The sequence below is a fragment of the Trichocoleus sp. FACHB-46 genome, assembly GCF_014695385.1.
In the GTDB taxonomy this organism is placed as follows: Bacteria; Cyanobacteriota; Cyanobacteriia; order FACHB-46; family FACHB-46; genus Trichocoleus.
Genome location: NZ_JACJOD010000034.1, coordinates 94,035 through 114,368, shown reverse-complemented (window position 1 = coordinate 114,368; position 20,334 = coordinate 94,035). Strand labels below are relative to the sequence as shown.

At 49.0% G+C, this 20,334-nt stretch carries 17 protein-coding genes and 1 tRNA gene; 9 read left to right on the top strand and 9 right to left on the bottom strand.

What is annotated here, in order from left to right:
• Positions 1-31: 31 nt before the first annotated feature.
• The 3 genes from trpA to ndhL all read right to left on the bottom strand — a co-directional run bounded on the left by trpA (position 32) and on the right by ndhL (position 1,536).
• Entirely contained in the window at positions 32-832 is an 801-nt protein-coding gene (gene trpA, locus H6F72_RS22380; RefSeq protein ID WP_190441033.1) for a tryptophan synthase subunit alpha, read from the bottom strand.
• A 104-nt stretch (positions 833-936) separates the two neighbouring features.
• Positions 937-1,272 carry a DUF3007 family protein gene (locus tag H6F72_RS22375; RefSeq protein ID WP_190441030.1) on the bottom strand — a complete coding sequence of 112 codons (336 nt, stop codon included), beginning with the start codon at positions 1,270-1,272 and terminating at the stop codon, positions 937-939.
• A 24-nt stretch (positions 1,273-1,296) separates the two neighbouring features.
• On the bottom strand, positions 1,297-1,536 hold the full coding sequence (ndhL, locus tag H6F72_RS22370) for an NAD(P)H-quinone oxidoreductase subunit L (protein WP_190441027.1): 240 nt from the start codon (positions 1,534-1,536) through the stop codon (positions 1,297-1,299).
• A 711-nt stretch (positions 1,537-2,247) separates the two neighbouring features.
• Here ndhL and H6F72_RS22365 point away from each other — a divergent pair.
• A tRNA-Phe gene (locus H6F72_RS22365) sits at positions 2,248-2,326 on the top strand.
• 556 nt (positions 2,327-2,882) lie between these two features.
• The gene (locus tag H6F72_RS22360) at positions 2,883-4,283 is read left to right on the top strand and encodes a hypothetical protein (RefSeq protein WP_190441023.1); all 1,401 of its coding nucleotides are present in this window, start codon (positions 2,883-2,885) and stop codon (positions 4,281-4,283) included.
• 42 nt (positions 4,284-4,325) lie between these two features.
• Here the strand turns inward: H6F72_RS22360 and H6F72_RS22355 are convergent, their stop codons facing one another.
• On the bottom strand, positions 4,326-5,285 hold the full coding sequence (locus H6F72_RS22355; RefSeq protein WP_242017073.1) for a YbhN family protein: 960 nt from the start codon (positions 5,283-5,285) through the stop codon (positions 4,326-4,328).
• Between the two features lie 88 nt (positions 5,286-5,373).
• The gene (gorA, locus tag H6F72_RS22350; RefSeq protein ID WP_190441020.1) at positions 5,374-6,714 is read right to left on the bottom strand and encodes a glutathione-disulfide reductase; all 1,341 of its coding nucleotides are present in this window, start codon (positions 6,712-6,714) and stop codon (positions 5,374-5,376) included.
• A gap of 418 nt (positions 6,715-7,132) precedes the next feature.
• On the opposite strand from gorA, the gene H6F72_RS22345 reads away from it, so the two are divergent.
• Both H6F72_RS22345 and H6F72_RS22340 read left to right on the top strand, forming a co-directional pair.
• Positions 7,133-7,702: a DUF6658 family protein gene (locus tag H6F72_RS22345; RefSeq protein ID WP_190441017.1), complete on the top strand. Its 570-nt coding sequence runs from the start codon at positions 7,133-7,135 to the stop codon at positions 7,700-7,702.
• Positions 7,703-7,922: 220 nt separating this feature from the next.
• Positions 7,923-8,549, top strand: coding sequence for a DUF6658 family protein (locus H6F72_RS22340; RefSeq protein ID WP_190441014.1), 627 nt, complete (start codon positions 7,923-7,925; stop codon positions 8,547-8,549).
• Between the two features lie 57 nt (positions 8,550-8,606).
• On the opposite strand, the gene larC is transcribed toward H6F72_RS22340, so the two are convergent.
• Complete coding sequence (gene larC, locus H6F72_RS22335; RefSeq protein WP_190441011.1) at positions 8,607-10,223, bottom strand: nickel pincer cofactor biosynthesis protein LarC; 1,617 nt, start codon at positions 10,221-10,223, stop codon at positions 8,607-8,609.
• 115 nt (positions 10,224-10,338) lie between these two features.
• Here larC and H6F72_RS22330 point away from each other — a divergent pair, with 115 nt between their 5' ends.
• From H6F72_RS22330 to H6F72_RS22320, 3 genes are all read left to right on the top strand, one after another.
• A complete protein-coding gene (locus H6F72_RS22330) occupies positions 10,339-11,007 on the top strand; it encodes an L-threonylcarbamoyladenylate synthase (protein ID WP_190440998.1) in 669 nt (222 codons plus the stop codon).
• 349 nt (positions 11,008-11,356) lie between these two features.
• Positions 11,357-12,634 carry a HetZ-related protein gene (locus tag H6F72_RS22325; protein WP_190440996.1) on the top strand — a complete coding sequence of 426 codons (1,278 nt, stop codon included), beginning with the start codon at positions 11,357-11,359 and terminating at the stop codon, positions 12,632-12,634.
• 439 nt (positions 12,635-13,073) lie between these two features.
• Complete coding sequence (locus H6F72_RS22320) at positions 13,074-15,377, top strand: GAF domain-containing protein (RefSeq protein ID WP_190441230.1); 2,304 nt, start codon at positions 13,074-13,076, stop codon at positions 15,375-15,377.
• Between the two features lie 124 nt (positions 15,378-15,501).
• Here the strand turns inward: H6F72_RS22320 and H6F72_RS22315 are convergent, their stop codons facing one another.
• Complete coding sequence (locus H6F72_RS22315; RefSeq protein WP_190440994.1) at positions 15,502-16,221, bottom strand: response regulator transcription factor; 720 nt, start codon at positions 16,219-16,221, stop codon at positions 15,502-15,504.
• 495 nt (positions 16,222-16,716) lie between these two features.
• Here H6F72_RS22315 and H6F72_RS22310 point away from each other — a divergent pair, with 495 nt between their 5' ends.
• Positions 16,717-17,328, top strand: a complete 612-nt coding sequence (locus H6F72_RS22310; protein WP_190440993.1) for a CPP1-like family protein — start codon at positions 16,717-16,719, stop codon at positions 17,326-17,328.
• Here H6F72_RS22310 and H6F72_RS22305 read toward each other — a convergent pair.
• Both H6F72_RS22305 and hppD read right to left on the bottom strand, forming a co-directional pair.
• Positions 17,325-18,038 (bottom strand): HAD family hydrolase, encoded by a 714-nt coding sequence (locus tag H6F72_RS22305; RefSeq protein ID WP_190440991.1) that lies wholly within the window; start codon positions 18,036-18,038, stop codon positions 17,325-17,327. The two genes, H6F72_RS22310 and H6F72_RS22305, sit on opposite strands and share 4 nt — an antisense overlap.
• Positions 18,039-18,141: 103 nt before the next feature.
• The gene (gene hppD / locus H6F72_RS22300) at positions 18,142-19,218 is read right to left on the bottom strand and encodes a 4-hydroxyphenylpyruvate dioxygenase (protein ID WP_190440989.1); all 1,077 of its coding nucleotides are present in this window, start codon (positions 19,216-19,218) and stop codon (positions 18,142-18,144) included.
• A gap of 260 nt (positions 19,219-19,478) precedes the next feature.
• Between hppD and H6F72_RS22295 the strand changes: the two genes are divergently transcribed.
• A complete protein-coding gene (locus H6F72_RS22295) occupies positions 19,479-20,333 on the top strand; it encodes a RodZ domain-containing protein (RefSeq protein WP_190440987.1) in 855 nt (284 codons plus the stop codon).
• Position 20,334 lies beyond the last annotated feature (1 nt).

Sequence of the window (20,334 nt, the reverse complement as noted above, 5' to 3'; positions counted from 1 at the left end):
CCAAATTAAGGGTTCTGAAGTTATTACTTCTCTAATCAGAACTAATGACTATCTTTAAGCTTCGACAAAATTCCTCAATGGCTCGCAAACCTTGAGCGGGCGTGCCATCGGCTAAACGCTTGACGAAGGCGCTGCCGACAATTACTGCATCTGCGCCCCAATCCATGACTTGCCGCGCATGTTCTGGCTGGGAAATCCCAAACCCCACGCCAATCGGTTTGTCGGTAATGGTGCGCAAATCCATCAAGATGTCTTGAGCGCGAGACTCCAGTTCGGTGCGGATTCCGGTCACACCTGTGACGCTCACCAGATAAATAAAGCCTTGCGCTTGTCGCGCGATCGCCTCAATCCGCTCTCTAGGGCTAGTGGGAGCCACCAACAACACCACCTCAACCCCTAAATTGGCTGCTGTTTGAATCAGTGTCTCCGATTCTTCTAACGGTAAATCTGGCACCACTAAGCCTTTGACCCCAGCATCCGCAATCTGCTTGAGGAAGTTCTCGATCCCTTGGTTCAGGATCGGGTTGTAATAAGTAAACAAAACGATTGGCGATCGCAATTCTGGGCTGACTTGTCGCACCATTTCCAAGACTGCCTCTAGCCGAGTGCCCCGCTGTAAGGCGCGAGTCGCAGCCGCTTGGATGACAGGACCATCCGCCAGAGGATCAGAGTAGGGCACACCCAACTCAATTAAGTCGGCCCCACTACGGTCTAAGACCCGGAGCGCTTCCGCCGTTGTGGCTAAATCAGGGTCTCCGGCTGTGATGAAGGGGATCAGAGCACATTGACCGCGATCGCGGAGGGATTCAAAACACTGAGAAACCGAAGTCATCCGAATAAATCTGCTTACAGGTTAACCAACTATCAAAACTAGCTGATTTTAGGTAAGTTACCTAATTTGATCAGCCAGTAAGTTTCCCAGCGCCTGTGTAAGGTTTAGATCTGCGTTTGGGCTGAATCCTGAGCTGAGGATTGCTGTTCTTGCTCAATCTCTGCCTGGATTTGCGCCAGTTCTTCTGGAGTCAGTTCTTCCAAGCGCTTTTGCAAGACTGCTTCTCGATAGTCCTTGACCTGCTGATTGAACGTCATCTTGTGCGTCAGTGCTCTTGACAGATAAGTCAGCAACCAACCCACCAGTCCAGCCACCAGCACTGCTTGGCTCCAAATGCCTGCCTCTACACTATCTAGCCCGATGAACTGTAGTAACAAGTACACCAGGCCACCCGCCACAAAAATGGCTAGACCAATCCCAAGAACGTCAATGCGCCGCATCTATGCCTGCCAATAAAAACCCATTTATGCTTCAATCTGCCGCTTCTGGGGCCGAAAGTTGAGGAACGGCGCTAAAACCAAAAGGCCAGGAAAGAAGAAGAAAACTAGAAAGTACATAAAAGCCCGCTCAAAAGAGCTTGCGACATGCCAGCGTTTTTGCAGGTAAAAGAACAAAGCTAACGGGGCAACAACCAAGTAAGCGCCGCCTAAAGCTGCGTACAAAGACAAAGTCAGGATGGAGTCCGAAGAAAGTGCACTCAACATAGAGGTTGGAAGCTACTAAACAATAGGGGTCTCGCTAGTCGTCTCAGCTAGTTACCTGACTGAGCGGTGTCAGCTCAACGAAAGCTGCTTGCAATCTTTTTCATTATCCTACGTGGATTTGACGTTTGCTGTCGATCTCATGGCTGATCTGAACTGTTGAGCTGGTTCGGCGATCGCCTCAGTGTTAGTCCGAGTTAGTCCGACGAGTTATGAGTGGTGCGATCGCTCTAACCACCCGTAATTGAAGAAACTTCTGCAATTTTGCTCGTAAATCTTGCATAAATTCCCCATTTGATGTCCAATAAACAAGGTGCCCTGCAAAAACAATTGCAGGTCTGCTGAGGTGGAACATGCTATCCACAACACTTAGCAGTGCTTTACTGACTTTCAGTGAGCTAAAGGCGCATCAAACGGGGGTGTGGCGGAATGGCAGACGCTACGGACTTAAAAAATTGAGCCTTATCAGAGAAATTTGATAAGTGGATGCTCTCAAACTCAGGGAAACCTAAATCTAACCGTGATAACGGTAGACATGGCAATCCTGAGCCAAGCCGATTAAATTGCAGTGAGTGGCAACTTAACCTTGTTCTCATCTGTCAAATCTAATCGGAAGGTGCAGAGGCCCGACGGGAGCTACCCTAACGTTAAGTCGAGGGTAAAGGGAGGGTCCAATTCTCAAAGCCCATCTCTGTAGAAACTTAAGTTTTTATAGAGGGTAGTAGTGAAAACTACAGGAGAATGAAAATCCGTTGACCGCAAGGTCGTGAGGGTTCAAGTCCCTCCACCCCCATCAAAGCAAAGTTGTTCGCGGCCAAGTAGTTACGACTGCTAGAGCGAACCCAGCAGTTTCACCGAACTACGAATTTAAGTGTTCCACTTTTTTGCAGGTGGATTGTAAGGTTGCGATCGTCTTGGAAGAATGGGCTGAACTGCCCGTAATTCTGGTGGCTTGCAGGCATTCGTTGGTATCCTTTAAGCCCTAAATGCTACACCTAAAGTTAGTCAGGCTGAACCTACTGCACTTAGTCCGAAGGGGTGAACTACTTTCAGCAGGCTCTCCTCTATCATGGCTAATGAATTAAATAACTTTACCTCTACTGACAACTGGCTGTTCTAAAAAACACATCATCCAGAGTGAAGCGGGTAGACTGGATTGATAAGGGCTTCACTGCTTACGACTCAAGAGCCACTTTTTTAGGCTCAAACTTACAGGTTGCACTACTTTGGCGGAAATAATGGGCAAACAAAAGACTTTAGAGTAAGCTGATATCTTCTTATACAAGGTGCCAATAGTGCACTCTTAGCAACTATTCTTTCACCTCGAATCGTATTTGAGTTCTGTAATAATGACTGGGGACGTTTTGACAAGCGATCGCCACAATGACTCTTCTGGCAAGCTTCATAAATCCAAGCGCAGCACGCAACAAGCTCAGGAAGTTTTGTTCAACTTTTTGCTGGAAATCGTCAATGCGCGACCCCCGGAAGATGTTCTTTTAGAATTTCAGCGTCTCTTCATTCATCACGCCGATTCCAGTAGTTCTGCGGTTGTTCCTGCTTTATACGAAATTGTTTTTGCCAATAACGAAGAAGAGTTTAGAAATACTCTAAAGCGCTCTTGCTACATTCTGGTTAACAACTGGGGTACGAAGCGGCAGCACAAAGCAATTCAAGATTTAATTCAAGTTTTTTCTGATCCATCAATTACTCGACACACAGTTTCTCCAACTTTAAAGCGGTTGAGAACCTGGACTTTAAACTTTGTTAATAGCCAAGATTTTGAAGAGCTTAAGTTATTTGTCTCTCGGTATGATGATCAGGACGGTCACTGGACACAAAGGTATACCGCGTTTCTCCTAGTGCCTCAATTCGTTGACCTAAAAAATCCTATTGAGCAACGAGAAGCAGCCAGAGCGCTTTCTAGGCAGTTAAAAGACCGCTTCAAGTTTGATCTGGCGATGTATATTGCTAGATCGCAGTCATCTACTTTAGGCAGTAAAGCTCCCAAAAACCCCACCGCTTTAGGGGATGAAGTAATCCGCTTGACGAAGGCGATTGTTGCCAGACGAGGGCCTTTTAATTATGCCAATGTGGCTAACATCTTTCTCAAGCAAACTCAACAATCAACTTATAAAGAATTTAAGGCTAGCTTACAAGAATATTTAGCCTTTGCAGTTGAGAATCAAGACTTTGTGGATACGCTACGAAAAAGGTTATCTGAGAAGTTTGATTCTCTTTATGAAAACTACCACGATGAAGTTTTAAGCAGCGCGCTTTTGCTCAGAACCTGTAATCGAGTCATTGAGTATTTGACAATTGAACAAAAAGGAGAACCCTCTCCCCTATTTGCCTTATTACTATCTCAGGGCAATCCTCTCACATTAGTTATTGTTTTACTAAAGTTGATTTTGATTTGTAGTCACGCTCGGACTCACCTAGAAGCTTGTATTGCTGAGTTGGTACGTTACTACGAGGGTTTCTCGGAAGAAGAGTGCCAGTGGGTGATTACTTTCATGGAAGTATTTAATATCACTTTTGCTATTTATGCCGAGAATGTTGAGTACAACCTGATTAAAATGAACCATAAAAAACAAGATACCTATGAAATATCTCACACCGATTTAGACACTTACAAAATTTTCTCCCAACTCAAGAGTGACAACTCTTTAGAACTAGCTGCTGAGCTTGAATTCCTGCCCGAAGCATCGGAAATCGAAAGCAATAAACTCGATTTGCAAGATGGAAAGTAGAGCGCAGCCTTGAATTGAGCTTAGTCGGAATATGGATTGTTTTTATTTCCGAGGAGTGCTGAACCAAGCAAGCCCAGCGCCAATAGACTCAGCCAGAATGCTAATCAGGCGATACAAGGCAACTACGCTCAAAAGCAAACCTGGAGAAAATTGCCGCCCTAATAAAGCGATCGCCGTGGCTTCAAAAACCCCAATTCCTCCAGGGGCTCCGGGCACGACCAACCCTAACAGCCAAGCTAGAGCAAAGGCGCTGAAGAGGGGAGGAATTTGGCTAGTATTCAAAGGACTAATGGCGAGGAAAGTCAGAAGGAAACCAGCACCTCGGATGCCCACAAAACCCATCTCTCCCAGTAAAGGTCGGATTGGGTAGCGAGCGATGCGAAGGTTGGAGGAATTGCTTGAAGTATCAGTCGCCTTACCCTTCAAGCGGCTGAGCAATTGAATGCCGAGATTAAGAATTCTGGGGTGAACACTCGCCAGCACTACGAATAAGCTGACAATCTGCCAACCCCAACTAGCGCTGCGATTCCCGACCAGAGCAATTAGTAAGGCTGCCGCTGCCATTAATAGAGGTTCTAGTAAAACGCTTAAAGTGGCTGCACCCAGCGAAATACCTACAGCGGTAGCGGCTTGAGTGCGTCCATAAAAGTGCCAGATGTTGCCTGGAAGATATTTGGCAATGTTGGTTCTGAGGTAGACCGCTACTGCCCAGAAGCCGCTGACGGGTTGGTTGAGTTCCTGCAAAATCCAACCCCAAACCCAACCCGACCAAACATGGGCAATCAACGTCACGCCCAGCGCGATCGCCAAATAAAGCCAACCTGTTGCTTCTAGGCGAATGGCAACCACGTCCTCCCAATGATCTTTCAGCGCTTTTGCTAAAAAAATCAGGGTGCCACCCAGGACAACCCATCGTAGATAAGGCTTGAGGCGGGCACCAATTTGCTTCATGATGTATGACTTTGGTGGAGAGGGGCGATCGCCAGATACTGCTAAATGCAATCAGCCATATCTTAATCGTTGCTCCCCTGCCTAGTCACCTTCATCTCTTGCATTTCTTCCCTCATCCTTCTCTGGGATTTCCGATAAATCATAAATTGATCAGTTCTTCAGCGATCGAGGGATGTAGACCCATCGTTTGATTGAGTTGGGGTTTCGTGACACCGAGCCGCATGGCGATCGCTAGGCATTGAATAATTTCGGTCGCATGTTCACCGATTAGATGTGCTCCTACCACCCGTTGCGATTGAGCTTCAACCACTAATTTCAGCAGCCCTGGTTCATGGCGGGGAATTAACTTTTGCGAGAGAGGCCGAATCTCGCTTCGGTAGCACTGCACCGCTTCACCGAATTGCGCACGTGCCTGAGCCTCGCTGAGACCCACCGTGGCCGCTTCAGGCTGAAAACCCACTGAAACCGGAATTAAGTTGTAATCGACTGCATGGGGTTGGGGGCCAAATTCCGTATCTGCCATGGCTCGCCCGGAGGCGATCGCGACAGGTGTGAGACTAGTGCGAGAGGTACAATCTCCGATCGCGAAAATATTGGGTTGGGTCGTGCGGCTATATTCATCCACCGCGACCGTGCCTTGAGCTGTAAGCTGAACTCCAGCTTTTTCTAGCTTCAAACCTTGAGTTTTGGGGTGGCGCTGAGTCGCTGCAACCACAACATCAACGGTTAGAGTCTCATCGCGATCGGAGAGCGTTAGCTCCAAACCTGCCGAACCGCGCTCTACTTTTAATAACTGGCTGTGACAGCGGAAGCTGACCCCGCGTCGAGCTAGACCTGCCTGCACAGCACTGGCTAGCTCATGGTCACAGTCAGCCAAGATAGAGTCGGATGAAATCACTTGAAAAACTTGGGAACCCAAGCTGTTCAAGCTGCTAGCCGATTTCACCCCAATATAATTGTCTCCAATGATCGCAAGGCGTTGAGGCAACTCAGGTAAGTTAAACAGCTCACGGGAAGTTATCAAATGTTCTGCGCCTGGGATGGGCAGTTGATCCCACTCAGCTCCCGCGGAGATCAAAATTTTGGCTGCTGTCACTGATTGCTCTCCCACCTGCAAGGTATGAGCATCTACAAAGACCGCTTGACCTAGAATGACAGCTATTTTGCCAGAGTCAAGATGCCGCTGATGGACTTGGTGCAGCTTTTCAATTTGCTGGTTTTTGGCTTGCACAAACTTGGCCCAACTAAATGAACCGGGTGCGGTGTTCCAGCCATATCCCGCTGCATCCGAGCAAACATCGGCAAAACTAGCAGCGTAGTTCAGTAGCCTTTCTGGAACACAGCCATGATTGACGCAAGTGCCTCCGACTGCGGCTAATTCCGCGATCGCCACTCGCGCTCCGTAAGTCGTTGCCCGCTCAGCCGCTGCCAAGCCACCAGAACCCGCCCCGATGACGAGTAGATCGTAGTCAAAGGCCATGATTCAGAGTTGCTCCGATCCGTTTGCACAATGCTTATTACTGTGACCAGCTTGTGACTGGGACCAGTCACAACAGCATAAAAACCTTCTGTAGCCGAGTCTTCACCCCAGCGAGCCAGGTCTCGAATGTGTTAATCAATACGTTGAATTGCGCTCGCTTCCTAATCGCTCTCTCTAGGGTTAGAGAAAAATAGCTGAGATCGGATGTGGAGAATGTGACCTCGGCTAGAGGATGCGATCGAACCCTCTGCGTAAGCTGAACAGGTATCAGTGAAAAAGTTTCTAGCTCAACTCCTACTGCCCCTGTGATGATCCTACAGCAACAGCCCGTAGGAATTTTGAGCTGTCATTTCTCTGTAAGAGGGCCACTTTTAATTAAGCATGAGCCCTTATGCACTGAGCTAATAAGGAGTCTTCTGTGAAGAATTTAATCGCTTTTCTCGAAAAAGTACGAATACGTCAAATTTTAACTGTCTTTATAGCAGGCGTGCTACTGGTAATCAGTACTGCTTGTAACAGTGGAGATGTAAATGGCGCTCGTCCCCAAAATCCTCCTGTGCAAATGGGTGGTAACAACAACCCGCACAAGGGTGGTGGAGACGGCTATACCAACTACAAAGCCTCTACTGATGCTAAAGCGGTTCGCGGTAATCGGGCGGATCTACAACTCGTTGCTCCTCAATTGATCGCTGCTAGCAATATCGGTGATATCCAGAGCAATTCGGACGATGTACTTTACCCTAGTGCTAATGCTGGTAGTACTAACAATCCCGCGATCGGCACCAGAGCACAAAAAGAACTGCAAGCGCAAGTCAAACAGTTTCCTAAAGAGCGCCAACCTGTGATCGATCGCAGTGATCCGGGCGAAAAGATTATGGAAAGAATTGGCGAGCAGTTCAAAGACGCTTCTGCTTTCGTGAAAGAAACGGGTGATTCTGCTCTAGAGAAGCCAGAATTGGCCCCCGACCCTGCCAAGCGACGCTATTAATTCTTCTTTTAGGACTTCAACTTCAACGCGATAGCAGTGCAGAACTAATTGCAGGAAGCATAATTTTTCCTTAAAAAAAGGCAATGCTTTCGTATCAATAAGGTTGCCCAAGTTGTGCTGAAACGTGACTTTAAGTTCACCTAAAAATTGCTGGGTTGCTAGTTGGAGTCCTTGAAATTTAGTGTCAATTCACTCAAGAAAATACAACGGAGTACTTCATATGAAAAGATTGGTTTCTGCACTTAAAAAGATTCGCCTGAGCCAAGTTCTTGCGGTATTTTTGGCAGGCGTTCTAATGATTTCTACTGCCGCTTGCTCAGGTGGTGCCCAAGCTAGAGAGAGCAGCGGTACTCAAGGCCGAGACAGCAACAGCCCTGCTCAAGGCATCCCTGGACATCGCCAGCAAAACTACCAAGGTGGCATGAACGGCTACAGTGATACGGATGCTCGCTACAACAAGGGTGTGCAATCCAGAACTTCTACTCAAGCCAAAGGTTTGGTAGATAATGCTGAGCGCAATGTGATTGACCAAACTGACGATATTGGCACCAATAGCAAGCGGATTCTTGACAAAAAAGGCGAGAACTTGGAACAGCTAGGTGACAACCTCAAGCGAGATAGCAAATCTTTTGACAAGAAAGCTGACCGGGTCACCAGCAATGTGAAAGACCAAGCAGATAATATCCGCGATGATGCCAAGAGTGCTAGCAAAGGCCTGAGCAAAGTCGCAGATCAGGATCTAGTTGGTAACGCGAAGCAAGCGGTAAACAAGACTTCTAGCTACGTCCAAGACAAAGCTAGCGAAGCGGCTCGTAACACCCAACGAGCGATCGATAAGGCTAGCTAGTGCTGCTAGTCGCCACAATAGGATTTAATTTCCTCTAGCTACCTTTCATTCTTCAATTCAGCGATAAGGTCGGTCAGGTGAGGTATGGATTGTGCCACCTGATGCGGCCTTCTTTTGTTGGAGATACCAAGCTTGCAGCGCGACTCGGTGAACTTCTCGCCAGGGCAGATTCTGCTGTTGAGCAATCTGGGCGCAGTCTTCGTATTCAGGTTGAACATTGGCGATCGCCCCTTCCTTCCCTGGCCCTGCCCACGCAACTTTAACTCGAACTGGCCCGTAATCGGTTTGGATTCGCTGAATTTCACGAGCCAAAATTCGGCGTTGCTGAGTCGAACGGCGAATTCCTAAAGTGCTGGTTTCGCGAAACATCACGGCTTCACAAGCCGCTACTTGCTCTGGATGGCAAATTGCGGTTAATAGCACTCCGGGCCGTGATTTCTTCATCGCGATCGCTTGAGTAAACACATCCAAGGCACCCGCTGCTAACAAAGCATTAAAGACATAACCGATTGCCTGGGGATTTAAGTCGTCAATTTGGGTTTCTAGCACTTCCACAGTTTCTAGCGGAGGCCCTGACCTCTCCCCTCCTGCGGCACCCCTCTCCCTAGGGAGAAGGGTTAGGGGTGAGGTGTTATTTTTATTGAGTTCGGGGTCCTGAGCGAGATGGCTAGGGCGATCGCCAGAATGCCAATGCTGCTGTGCTTCTGTAGAACTTGCTTCCCCTTCTCCTAGCCACAGACGCACCATATTTGGAATAGAGAGATCACGAGAACCAGCGCCTAAGCCCACCCGTTGAAGTGTCATAGTCGGTGGTGGGCCAAAACGAGTAGCTAGAGTCACAGCGATCGCGGCTCCCGTGGGAGTGACCAGTTCGCGATCGATGCCATTATTGTAAATGGGCACTTGGCGCATTTCCCACAACTTCAGTACGGCTGGAGTGGGTACAGGCAAGCGACCATGCGCCGCACGGATAATGCCTCCACCTGTAGGCATGGGTGAGCAGTAAAGGTGGTCAATGCCGAGCCAATCTAGGCCCAGACAAGTGCCAACAATGTCCACAATGGCATCGGTCGCGCCCACTTCGTGAAAATGCACTTGCTCTGGAGCAATTCCATGTACCGCCCCCTCCGCTACGGCCAAGCACTGAAACACGGCTAAACTCCAAGCTTCGGCCCGCGTAGGCAACTGAGCAGCTTTAATCAGGCGTTCAATCTCTGGTAAGTGGCGAGCATGCCTGTGGTGACTTTTTGTTTGAGGTTCGTCACCGTCAGGCTGGCTGGGTTGTGAGTTGGGGTGAGGATGAGGATGCTCAGAGTGACCATGATGAGTGTGAACCTGGTCAGCGTGAGCATAGCCAGAATCAGCGTGATGATGCGTGGCAGCTTGAGCAGGTTCTGTAGCAGAATGGGAATGGACGAACGTAGTGTACGGTTGGTCAACTGGTTCAGAAACAAACTCTGAACTGGAGTTGGGCCTCAAATCGACATGAACTTTGGTTGCTTGCTGTCCATTTCGTTGCACTGACTCTGCCCGCAACCGATATTCATCTGAAATTCCTAAACGGTTAAGTTGCTCGATCAAGTACTCCAAGGATACGCCTGCGTGGATCAGCGCTCCTAAGCACATATCTCCCGCAATTCCGGTCGGGCATTCCAGGTAAGCCAGCTTACTCATACACCAATCCAATTTCCATCGGTTAAGTCAAGCCAAATTAGCAAAATTATTAAAACTCAGTCTTGATTCAGCATCAAGCTGTCTTGAGTGTGGGGTTTGAGGGAGAAAAATTTTTATGGCCACAATCTACAACGTCCATCCGGATACACCTCAAGTGAGGCGAATAGAAGAAATTAGGGAGGCGTTACAACGAGGGGCAGTAGTGCTGTACCCTACCGACACAGTCTATGCAATTGGCTGTGATTTGAACGCAAAATCGGCAGTGGAACGAGTGAGACGCATCAAGCAGTTATCGAACGATAAGCCTTTGACCTTTTTGTGTTCTTCTCTCTCCAATATTGCTGACTATGCGTATGTGAGTGATCCGGCTTACCGCATCATGCGGCATTTGATTCCTGGGCCTTACACCTTCTTGCTTCCGGCGACCAAGTTGGTGCCCCGACTAGTCATGAATCCTAAGCGCAAGACTACAGGAATTCGAGTGCCCGACCATCCGGTTTGTTCTGCGATGCTCAAGGCGCTGGGCAACCCAATTATTTCCACCTCTGCTCACTTGGTTGATGAGGAAACGGACGGTCAGCCTAAAACCAAGACTAACCCAGGGATTTCGCGGTTTGAGCTATTTGATCAACTCGACAAGTTGGTCGATGTCATTGTCGATGATGGGTCGGAACCAGGGTACCAGGTTTCCAGCATTTTGGATTTGACATCAGAGGAACCAATCCTAGTGCGTAAAGGTCTGGGATGGGAAGCGGTAACTGCTTGGGCAGCGGAAGTTAGTTAGAGTTTTCCTTCAGCTTCGGCGAACCAGTTAACGAATTGTCCACTGGATGTAGTAGATAACACTCTTCAGCATCCAACGCGATCGCCACAGCTCAAAATCCCTCTATTGCTGATGGAGTCAGGGCTCGCACGCATGGACTAGATAACCGCTGCTATATCAGGGTGCAAGACGGCAAGCAGTTACTTGAAAGAGTGACACATTCATCTATCTACGGCTCACTGTGACTTCTTAAAGTCAAGGTGTAGACAACGTTGAGGCGCGATTGGGACACAAGCTACCTAGAAGCTATCCCCAGTTGCTCTTAGAGTTGGGCTACATTTCGCTGCTGTGCATCACCAGGGTCAAATCCATGAACGCCGAATCTACAAACTCCTTCAGCCCCTTCAGCCAACCTGCATCTAGAACTTATTACGCTTCAGAAAAATTTACTAACTCTCATCTCCATGCCGACTCGAACGGCTTACAGGCCGAGTCTGATGCTTTGGGTGAGATGGATACTCAAAGCTTGTCTCACTTGCTGCTGAAAGAACTGCGGCCCGAAATTAAGACAGCTAGTACTACAGCCCAAGCGGTAGTGGATCGGATTGTCCGCGAGGCAGAACGCATTTGCCAAAAGAGCGATCGCATCCAAACATCCGGTCGAGTGCAGTCTTGGCAAGTGGCACTGGCTCAACATCGTCTGCGTAAGTGCCTTTCTTACTATCGTTTAGGCTCTCGGCAGGGTCGGGTCGAGCTACATGGAACGCTGAGTGCGATGGTATATCGCCATGTGGCGGCAGCTAGAACTCAGCTAGGCTTTCAAGCCCGCTACAACTTGATTGAAGATTTTCTCCAACAGTTTTATATTGAATCGCTCAAAGCGTTTCGGCGGGAAAACGAGTTGCCAGCAGACTACACTCCCCGCACCCAGCTAGAACTAGCCGAATATATGGCGTTTAGTGAGCAGTATGCCAAGCGGCGGATCACGCTTCCCGGTCGGCGCAACCAACAACTAGTTGTGCTGCGAGCTCAAGGCTTTGCGAAGCGGCAACCCCCTGAAACGGCTCTGGACATTGAGATGGCGGTGGAGTCAGCCAAGGGTGAAGAAGCAGAAGCCTACAGTCGCTCGGCAGCGATGCAGCAGGTGCGCGAGCAAATGGTAGCAGATACCGTAGACCCCTCAGAAGCGGTATTGCGCGATCGCGTAATTGCTGAGCTGGTGGAGTATTTGGATGCTCAAGGTCAATCGGATTGTGTGGATTACCTAGTACTGAAACTGCAAGATATGTCAGTGCCCGAAATTGATGAGGTCCTAGGCCTGACTCCGCGTCAACGTGATTATCTGCAACAGCGCTTCAAGTATCATCTGGAAAAGTTCTCTCGCTCCAACAACTGGCAACTGGTGCATCAGTGGTTAGGTGCTGACCTGGATGCCAACTTGGGTTTGTCCTCGCAACAGTGGGAAGCGTTTACGGCGCAACTCTCAGCTGAGCAACAGCAAATTCTGCAACTCAAGCGCAACCAAGCCAATGATCAAGCGATCGCCCAATCGCTTAAGTGTACGCTCAAGCAAGTGCAAAAGCGCTGGTACCAAATGCTAGAGCTAGCATGGCAGATGCGGAATCGCAATCCAGAGGGCCAAGCTTAAGCCGCGATCGCGATAGGTCGCCCAAGCTAAGGCTTGCAAGATATGACTCAAATCCCAATTATTGGCTGCATGAGTTCCGCAACTCATCTCTTTCGATGCCACCGTCTATGGCAACTCACCCTGACGTAGGAGGCACATGCTCTTGTGCCTTTCTACTTAAACTAAATTTTTATTGCTAATTGCAACAGTTTTAATGAAGCGCTGATGGGCTTTCATGAGAACTGGACATAGAAAAACAACTAAGCATCAATAGTACAAGTATCCTAACTCAACTTGTGGCTACTTGCTGAGCGCACCTCCAACCGTAGACAATGCTTGCTACGATTTGGGAGAGTGCTTGAATGCCTCAGTGAGTCCAGCGCCTTGACTAAACTGATGGCAGTTTAACTTCGTTGCGATTTTACGTTTCTGCGGCTGTATGCTCGACTGTGCTCAAGCGATGCCTCAAACCGATTCACCTCAGCCCGATTCACCTCAGCCCTCTCCCCTGTGTTTGTTAATTATGGAGGATGAGAGGGCAGATCTACAGCTGATCGTCCGTACTTTGAAATCGGCAGGAATTATTTTTACTTACGAGGCCGCTGACACCATTGAGGTTTGTCAGCAGCTGCTGAATACTCAACCCTTTGACGCCTTGCTCTCCGACTATCGCATGCCCGGTTTCACGGCCTATCAGGTGCTGCCGATATGGCAACAAGTTCAGCCAGAAATCCCGTTTATTTTGGTCACAGGCAGCTTGGGTGAAGAAGCTGCGGTGGCCTGCATTAAATCAGGCATGACGGATTATGTGTTGAAGGAGCGTTTGTTTCGCTTACCCACTGTGCTGATGCGATCGCTGCAAGAATTTGCCCTCCGGCGACAGCAGCAAGCCGCAATGGCCCAGATCCAGCAGCAAGCTCAGCAGGAAGCCATGATTAATCGCATTGTGCAGGCGATGCGGGGGACGCTCGTGCTAGAAGAGGTGCTGCAAACCACCGCAGACCAATTGCACACAGCTCTCAAGGCCGATCGTTGCGTGATTGTGCAACCCAAGGCTGACGGTGCCATGACCGCCCAATATGTCAGCGCTGCTACGGTTCATCGAGCAGAAATCCTAGGCTATACCTGTCCGATCTCCACCTCTTATCGGGAGTCTATCGACCAGGGACAAACGCTGCAAGTCGATTGCATGGGTCAAATCTCACGGCCTGAGCCTCGCACTTTAGCGCAACAGTTTGGGATTCAATCGCTGTTGATGATGCCCCTGCTTTACCAAGAGGAATGCTTGGGCGCTATTTCTCTACACCAGTGCGATCGCGAACGATCTTGGACTGTCAATGAAGTGTCTTTGGTGCGAGCGGTTGCAGATCAATGTGCGATCGCCATTCACCAAGCGCAACTCTTCCAACAAATTCAGCAGCAAGCCCAGCGCGAACAGTTGTTGAATCAAATCAGCCGTGACCTCAACTCCAGCCTCGATCCAAACTACATTTTGCAGGAGATTGTGGAATGCACCGGCGAGTGCTTTGGGGTTGATCGCGTCACCATTTTTGCCTTAGATCCAAAATATGTTCATGTGCTCAATGAATGGCGAGCGCATGAACAAATCGTTTCTATGCTAGATTTCAAGGCTCCTCTATCTACTTGGGCCGATCGCTTAGATCCAAACTCGGATGTGTTCTGGGGCAGAGTTTTACATGCGCCTCGCTTTGCCGATACCGTTGAACCGTCTACTTACCGAGATCAAGTAGAGCCAAGCCAAACGCTTTCGGTTTTGCGAGTGCCAATCTTTATTCGCGACCAGTTATTTGGAGGCTTAGTCCTACAAACCACGACCTGCTACCGCACCTTTACAGACGACGAAATCCGCTTGGTTGAACGAATTGCGAATCAAGCCGCGATCGCCCTCTATAACGCCCAGAGCTATGAAAACTTGGAGCAACTGGTGCAAGTACGGACCCAAGAGCTAAAGGAAGAAAAAATAATTTCGGAGGCAGCCAACCATGCTAAAAGTGAGTTCCTCGCGACCATGAGCCACGAACTTCGCACGCCTTTAACCGGAATTCTAGGATTCTCCAATCTCTTAATCAAACAAATTTTTGGCCCCTTAAACGAGAAGCAACAACAGTACGTTATGGGGATTACCTCCTGCGGCGAACATTTGTTAGAGCTGATTAACGATTTGCTAGATCTCTCTAAAATTGAAGCGGGCAAAGAAGAATTAGCCTTAGAAACCATGGTGGTTGAGGATGTTTGTCAGGCTTGTCTGTCGCTGATTCGAGAACGAGCGTACAATCGTCAACTCCAACTAATTTTGGCGATCGCGCCAGATGTCAGCACTTGTGTGGCTGACCATCGTCGCCTAAAGCAAATCTTATTTAATCTGCTCTCCAATGCCGTCAAGTTTACTGAAGTTGGCTCCATTACCTTGCAGGTTCAGAAGCAACTAATGCCAACGGCAGCAGGCGATCGCGTTATGCTCCAATTTTCCGTAATCGATACCGGAATCGGTATTTCCGCCGCAGACCAAGCTTTACTCTTTCAACCCTTCCAACAATTAGACGCAGGGTTAGATCGTAAATACGAAGGCACAGGTCTCGGTCTGGCCTTATCCAGAAAATTGGCACAACTACACGATGGAGATTTGACGCTACAATCCGAAGTCGGCAAGGGCAGCTGCTTTACGCTTTGCCTACCAGAAAAACTGCCTCAAGCGCTAGCTTCCGGGCCAGAGATGGAGTCAGGCAATAAGAGTTGGCAATAGGAGTTAGGAGGAGTACACCCTGATCTCCGCCTTTTAGAGTGCAATGAGCCAAGGCTCAAAAGTTAGGTGAGTCGCAAGTTGGTGATGCGTGCTCCTCTGATACTCGGTTGATAGTGGGTGGCGCTTAAGCACTTCCAGCTTGCTTCTCGGCCAGCGGTGCTTCAAACTTGTAGCCCACGCCCCGCACTGTCTGAATCAAATTAGGTTGGCTCGTGTCCACCTCGATTTTTTTGCGGATCTGACCAATGTGGACATCAACGACCCGCTGATCCCCTACATACTCGTAGTCCCAAACTTCTTGAATCAGTTCTGCCCGTCGCCAAACCCGACCGGGATGAGCGGCTAAAAAATGTAGCAAGTCAAATTCCAGAGCCGTGAGCGGCACAATATCGCTGTTAAGGGTGACTTCGCGCCGTACGGGGTCAATCACTAGTTTGTCGAATACTAGACACTGTTGCTCTGCTGGGGTGCGCTCTCGAATTCGTCGTAAAAGTGCCTCGACTCGTACGCCTAGCTCACCCAAGCTGAAAGGCTTGGTGATGTAGTCATCGGCCCCTTGAGAAAAGCCTCTAATTTTATCGGCCTCATCTGTGCGACTCGTCAGCATCAAGACAAACACATTCGTGCGACCCTGCATTTCCTGGCACAGGTTGTAGCCGTTTGCATCGGGCAGATTGACATCCAGAATTACTAAGTCAGGGTCGAACTGTTCAAAGAGAGTGAGGGCAGTCTTACCATCTTCTGCCGACTCCATTTGGTAGTTCTGTTTGGCTAAGAAGCGGTGAATCAAATTACGAACCGCAGGATCATCATCAACAACCAGAATTTTATTGGCGGGGGCCATGGCCATAACTTTGCACTAAAACTGTAGATCTACAGAGAACAAATTACTGGAACAATTAGGATAGGAAGTGGGGCACTACTCGGGACTTTAGATTGACAATAAAGTCGCACTAGGATGATGCAACTAGCATTTTAGACAATTATCTACAGGGAATGGCTGACTGCCAATCGTTTGGGCGAAATCAGCAGTCGTGGGACACCTCAAATTAACTGATCTTTTTGCCTTCTGGGGTTCATGTTTTAATTTGTGACATTTTTTGGAGATTTTTCTGCTAATTGATTAAGTCTGCGCGTTACTTTGGCCCGATTAATGAAGTTAAAGTGATGAATTGTCAGTGGCCGCTGTGAGACTCTAGCCAGAGAATAGGGATTGGCGGTTACACTTGTTTCTAGAAGTTCCGACGGGGGCGATCGAGGCTTGCACTGGCTGCTCGCTAATTTTATTTTTCCTGTTGCAGATCATAATTGAGTATAGTGGGGGTCTCGGAGGTTTGAGATGAGTGATCACAATCCCTACGAAACGCTTGGGTTGAATGAGAGCGCTTCGTTTGATGAAATCCAAGATGCTCGCAATCGCCTAGTAGAAGAGCATGCTAGCGATCGCAAGCGAGTAGAAATGATTGAGGCATCCTATGATGCGATTTTGATGGATCGCCTACGGATGCGCCAAGAGGGTCGGATCAAGGTGCCCGATCGGATTCGGTTTCCTGAGAAGATTACGCCTGCTCCTCCTGCGGTAGCGCCTGCGCCTGCTTCCAAAGCGCCAGCTTGGTTACAGAATCTTCTAGTTTTAGATACTCCTAGCCGCTCGGATGTGCTCTGGCCTGCCACTTTGTTTGCGGGTTTGGGTGCGTTGAGTTTGTACGCTCCTGGTTTGGCTTTAGCTCTAGGTGTTGGGGTAAGTTTGTACTTTCTGAACCGCAAGGAGCACAAGTTTTTTCGGGTCTTCTTGCTGACGTTGGTTGGTTCTACTTTAGGGATTGTTATAGGTCTACAGCTATTTCCTTTCTTGGCAACGCCACTGGCTGCCCTCAGCATTGATAGCAATGCTTTTGCATCTTGGGTTACTTTGTTGCTGCTCTGGCTGATTAGTAGCTTTTTGCGTTAGGCAATGTTCATTTGCCCCGTTTGTTGCCAAAACTGATCAAGCATCACTTCTACAGCTTCACTCAGGTTGTTGACAATCAAGGTGGGCTGATATAGCTCAAGCTGGGCGCGATCGCGGATACCACTCAGGACAGCAATTACCTTGACTCCATAGGTCTGAGCCGCCACAATATCTGCTTCAGTATCGCCGACCATCCAGGTTTCGCTAGCGGGGGGTAACTCCTGGATCGCTTGGGCCATGAGTAGTGGCTTTTCTTTGACATCGCTGTTCTTGATGTAGTTGTCGCTGAGGCAGTAGCAGCGATCAGCAGGAAAGAATCGCTCTAAGTCGTAGCGCTGAAAGACATACTTCAGCTCCCAAGTGCGGCGCATGGTCATGATGGCAATGTCAGCGCCTGCTTGTTGGATGCGCTCTAAGGCGGCGACAGAACCGGGGATCAAGCTGTCATAAGCTAAGTAGGGCAAGGTGTGAATGGTGGTACGACGCAACCTAGCAAACTCGACGGATTGGGCTGCGTCTAACCCGGAGCGTAAACCAATTTGTGGTTCAGGGACGCGCGATCGCTTGAGCCGCCAAAATTCTGCTTTGGAAAGTGTCTGAACTGTTTGTCCAGAGCGTTTTGCCTGATTTAAGCAATATTGATAAACGAGGTAGTACCGATCGGAAACATCCATGATCGGACCGTCGAAGTCGGTAATGAGCCTTAGCATTGGCAGCGCGAAAAGATTCTGTTAACTTTTTGTACCCAGTACTGCAAATCTCATCACCTGCCTACGGCTGCCTAAGGATGTCCCCCCAAGGAACGATTTAAGGCTAAGAGAGGCGTTTCAGTTGTTCTCGCTCTACTGCTTCAAATAAGGCACGAAAATTGCCTTCGCCAAACCCCTGAGCTTGTTGTACTTGGCCGTTGCGGCTGTAAATTTGTCGCTCAATTAGCTCAAAAAAGAAAGTGGGTTGCCTAAAAATCGGTTGGGTAAAAGTTTGTAGCAGTAGAGCTGGAGAGACTTCCGATTGCCAATCCACCAGAATTTGCTGCTTAGTAATCGCTTGCCAATCCGTGGCAGCTAGATCAAATCCGGGGCGCTGCTGGAGCTGGGTATAGTAAGTTTTGGGCACTGACAGCAGGGATAGCTCCCTTTGTCGTAGTTGAGCGATCGCGGCCACAATATCATCCGTTTGCAAAGCAATGTGTTGGATGCCAGGGCCACGATTCAAGTCGAGAAACTCTTGAATTTGTGAACTGGCAGAGGTGGGTTCATTAATCGGCAGCTGGGCTCCCCCCTCTGGATGCACCAATACTTGGCTGCGTAACCCGGAGTACTCGGTTTGAATGGCAAATTGCTGTTGGGGCTGAAATCCTAAAACTCTTTCATACCAGGCGATCGCGGGTTCTAGCTCACTCATGCCAACGTTCAAAACAGCGTGATCAATTTGGGTGAAAGTTAAAGCGACTGGCTCACAGTTTCCCAATTCGTTTCCTAGCGGCAATAGCGAAGTTAAACCGGATCGCTGCAACAAGGTGTGTCTCAGACTGCCCCAAGCCGCAATTTGGCTCCACTGAAGACAACCTTGTGTTTGCTGCTGCTGTTGCATAGGTTCTAGCACTTGAGCACCCTGGGCGATCGCTCGTGACATGACCTCCGCCAAATCCTGAACCAGAAAGGCGACATCCACGACACCAGGAGGATGCTGCTGTAAAAATTGAGCTACGGGGCTAGTGTCACTCAGGGGAGAAGACAGCACAAAGTAAATCGAACCATGCTGTACAACTTCGGTTAGGGTGTCTGACTGAGCGATCGCAGCTACAGATTGAAATCCTAACGTTTGTTCAAACCAGTCCCGTGAGGCTGTAGCATCTTCCACATAAAAATGGACATGATCGATTTTCATAAACCCTGAAATCCCAGTGCCCAAGCTTGCCTGTAAATTCTCCCTTTGTTTACAGAAATCAGCGTTCTCTCTCAAGAAATAATTCTGTTTGTTGTTTCGGCTAAATACTGGTTTGGGCCAAATACAGTCAAATCCAGTGAGGCCTTAGCAGTTGTGTTTCCTTTAATCCCTCAGACTGGTATCCTGCTGGAGAAAGGTCAGTGATGAGTCGCTAGAATTCTCGATTACCAGCTGTGTGTAGTCCTGGGTAGGAAAATCCGGTGAATCCTTTAGATCCAAATCAGGTTGAAAAGCTGCAAGCCATCAGCACCCAGTTGCGCCAAGCGCGTGAAGCCCAGGGGATTACCCTAGAACAAGTGGCGGCTAAAACTTATATCCCTTTGCGGCTGCTACGGGCATTAGATGCAGGTGAGACGGATCTGTTGCCCGAACCTGTGTTCATTCAAGGATTTATTCGTCGCTATGGCGATCTAGTCGGTTTAGATGGTACCGCTTTAGCTCAGACCTTTCCTTTAGAAGCCGCTCCCCCACCGCCACCAGAAGTTTCGGAACCAGAGCCTCAGACAAAACTATCTGGACAATCTGTGCTCTCTAAGCTGGAAAAGCTGCCCCGCCCCACAGTTTTGGCGGGGAGTGCGGGGTTAGCGATCGCAGTTCTAATCCTAGGTGCAATCTCGCTGCTGAACCGACCCAAACCCACGACACCCAATTTGCCAGCGCAGAAACCAGGACAAGTCCAAAGTCAAAAGCTAGGGCAAAAACCGGAGCAAAAACCAGCAGCCTTGCAGTCAGCCAAAAAAGCAACTCAACCTGCAACAGCAGCTAAGTCACCCACAACTCCGCGCACTGCTGCACCCATTGAGGCTGCTGTGAACCTAACCCAGGAATCTTGGGTGGAAGTGACTGTGGATGGCAAAAGAGCCTTCGAGGGCACTTTACCCCAAGGGACTCAGAAAACTTGGACTGCTCAAAAACAATTCACCTTGCTAGCGGGAAATGCTGGGGGAGTGGTCCTGACAATGAATCGCGGCCCCGCTCAGCCATTGGGCAAAGTGGGTGAAGTCAAGCAGGTAACGGTTACGCCTAATTCTCTAGCTGAACCGACACGGCTTTAAG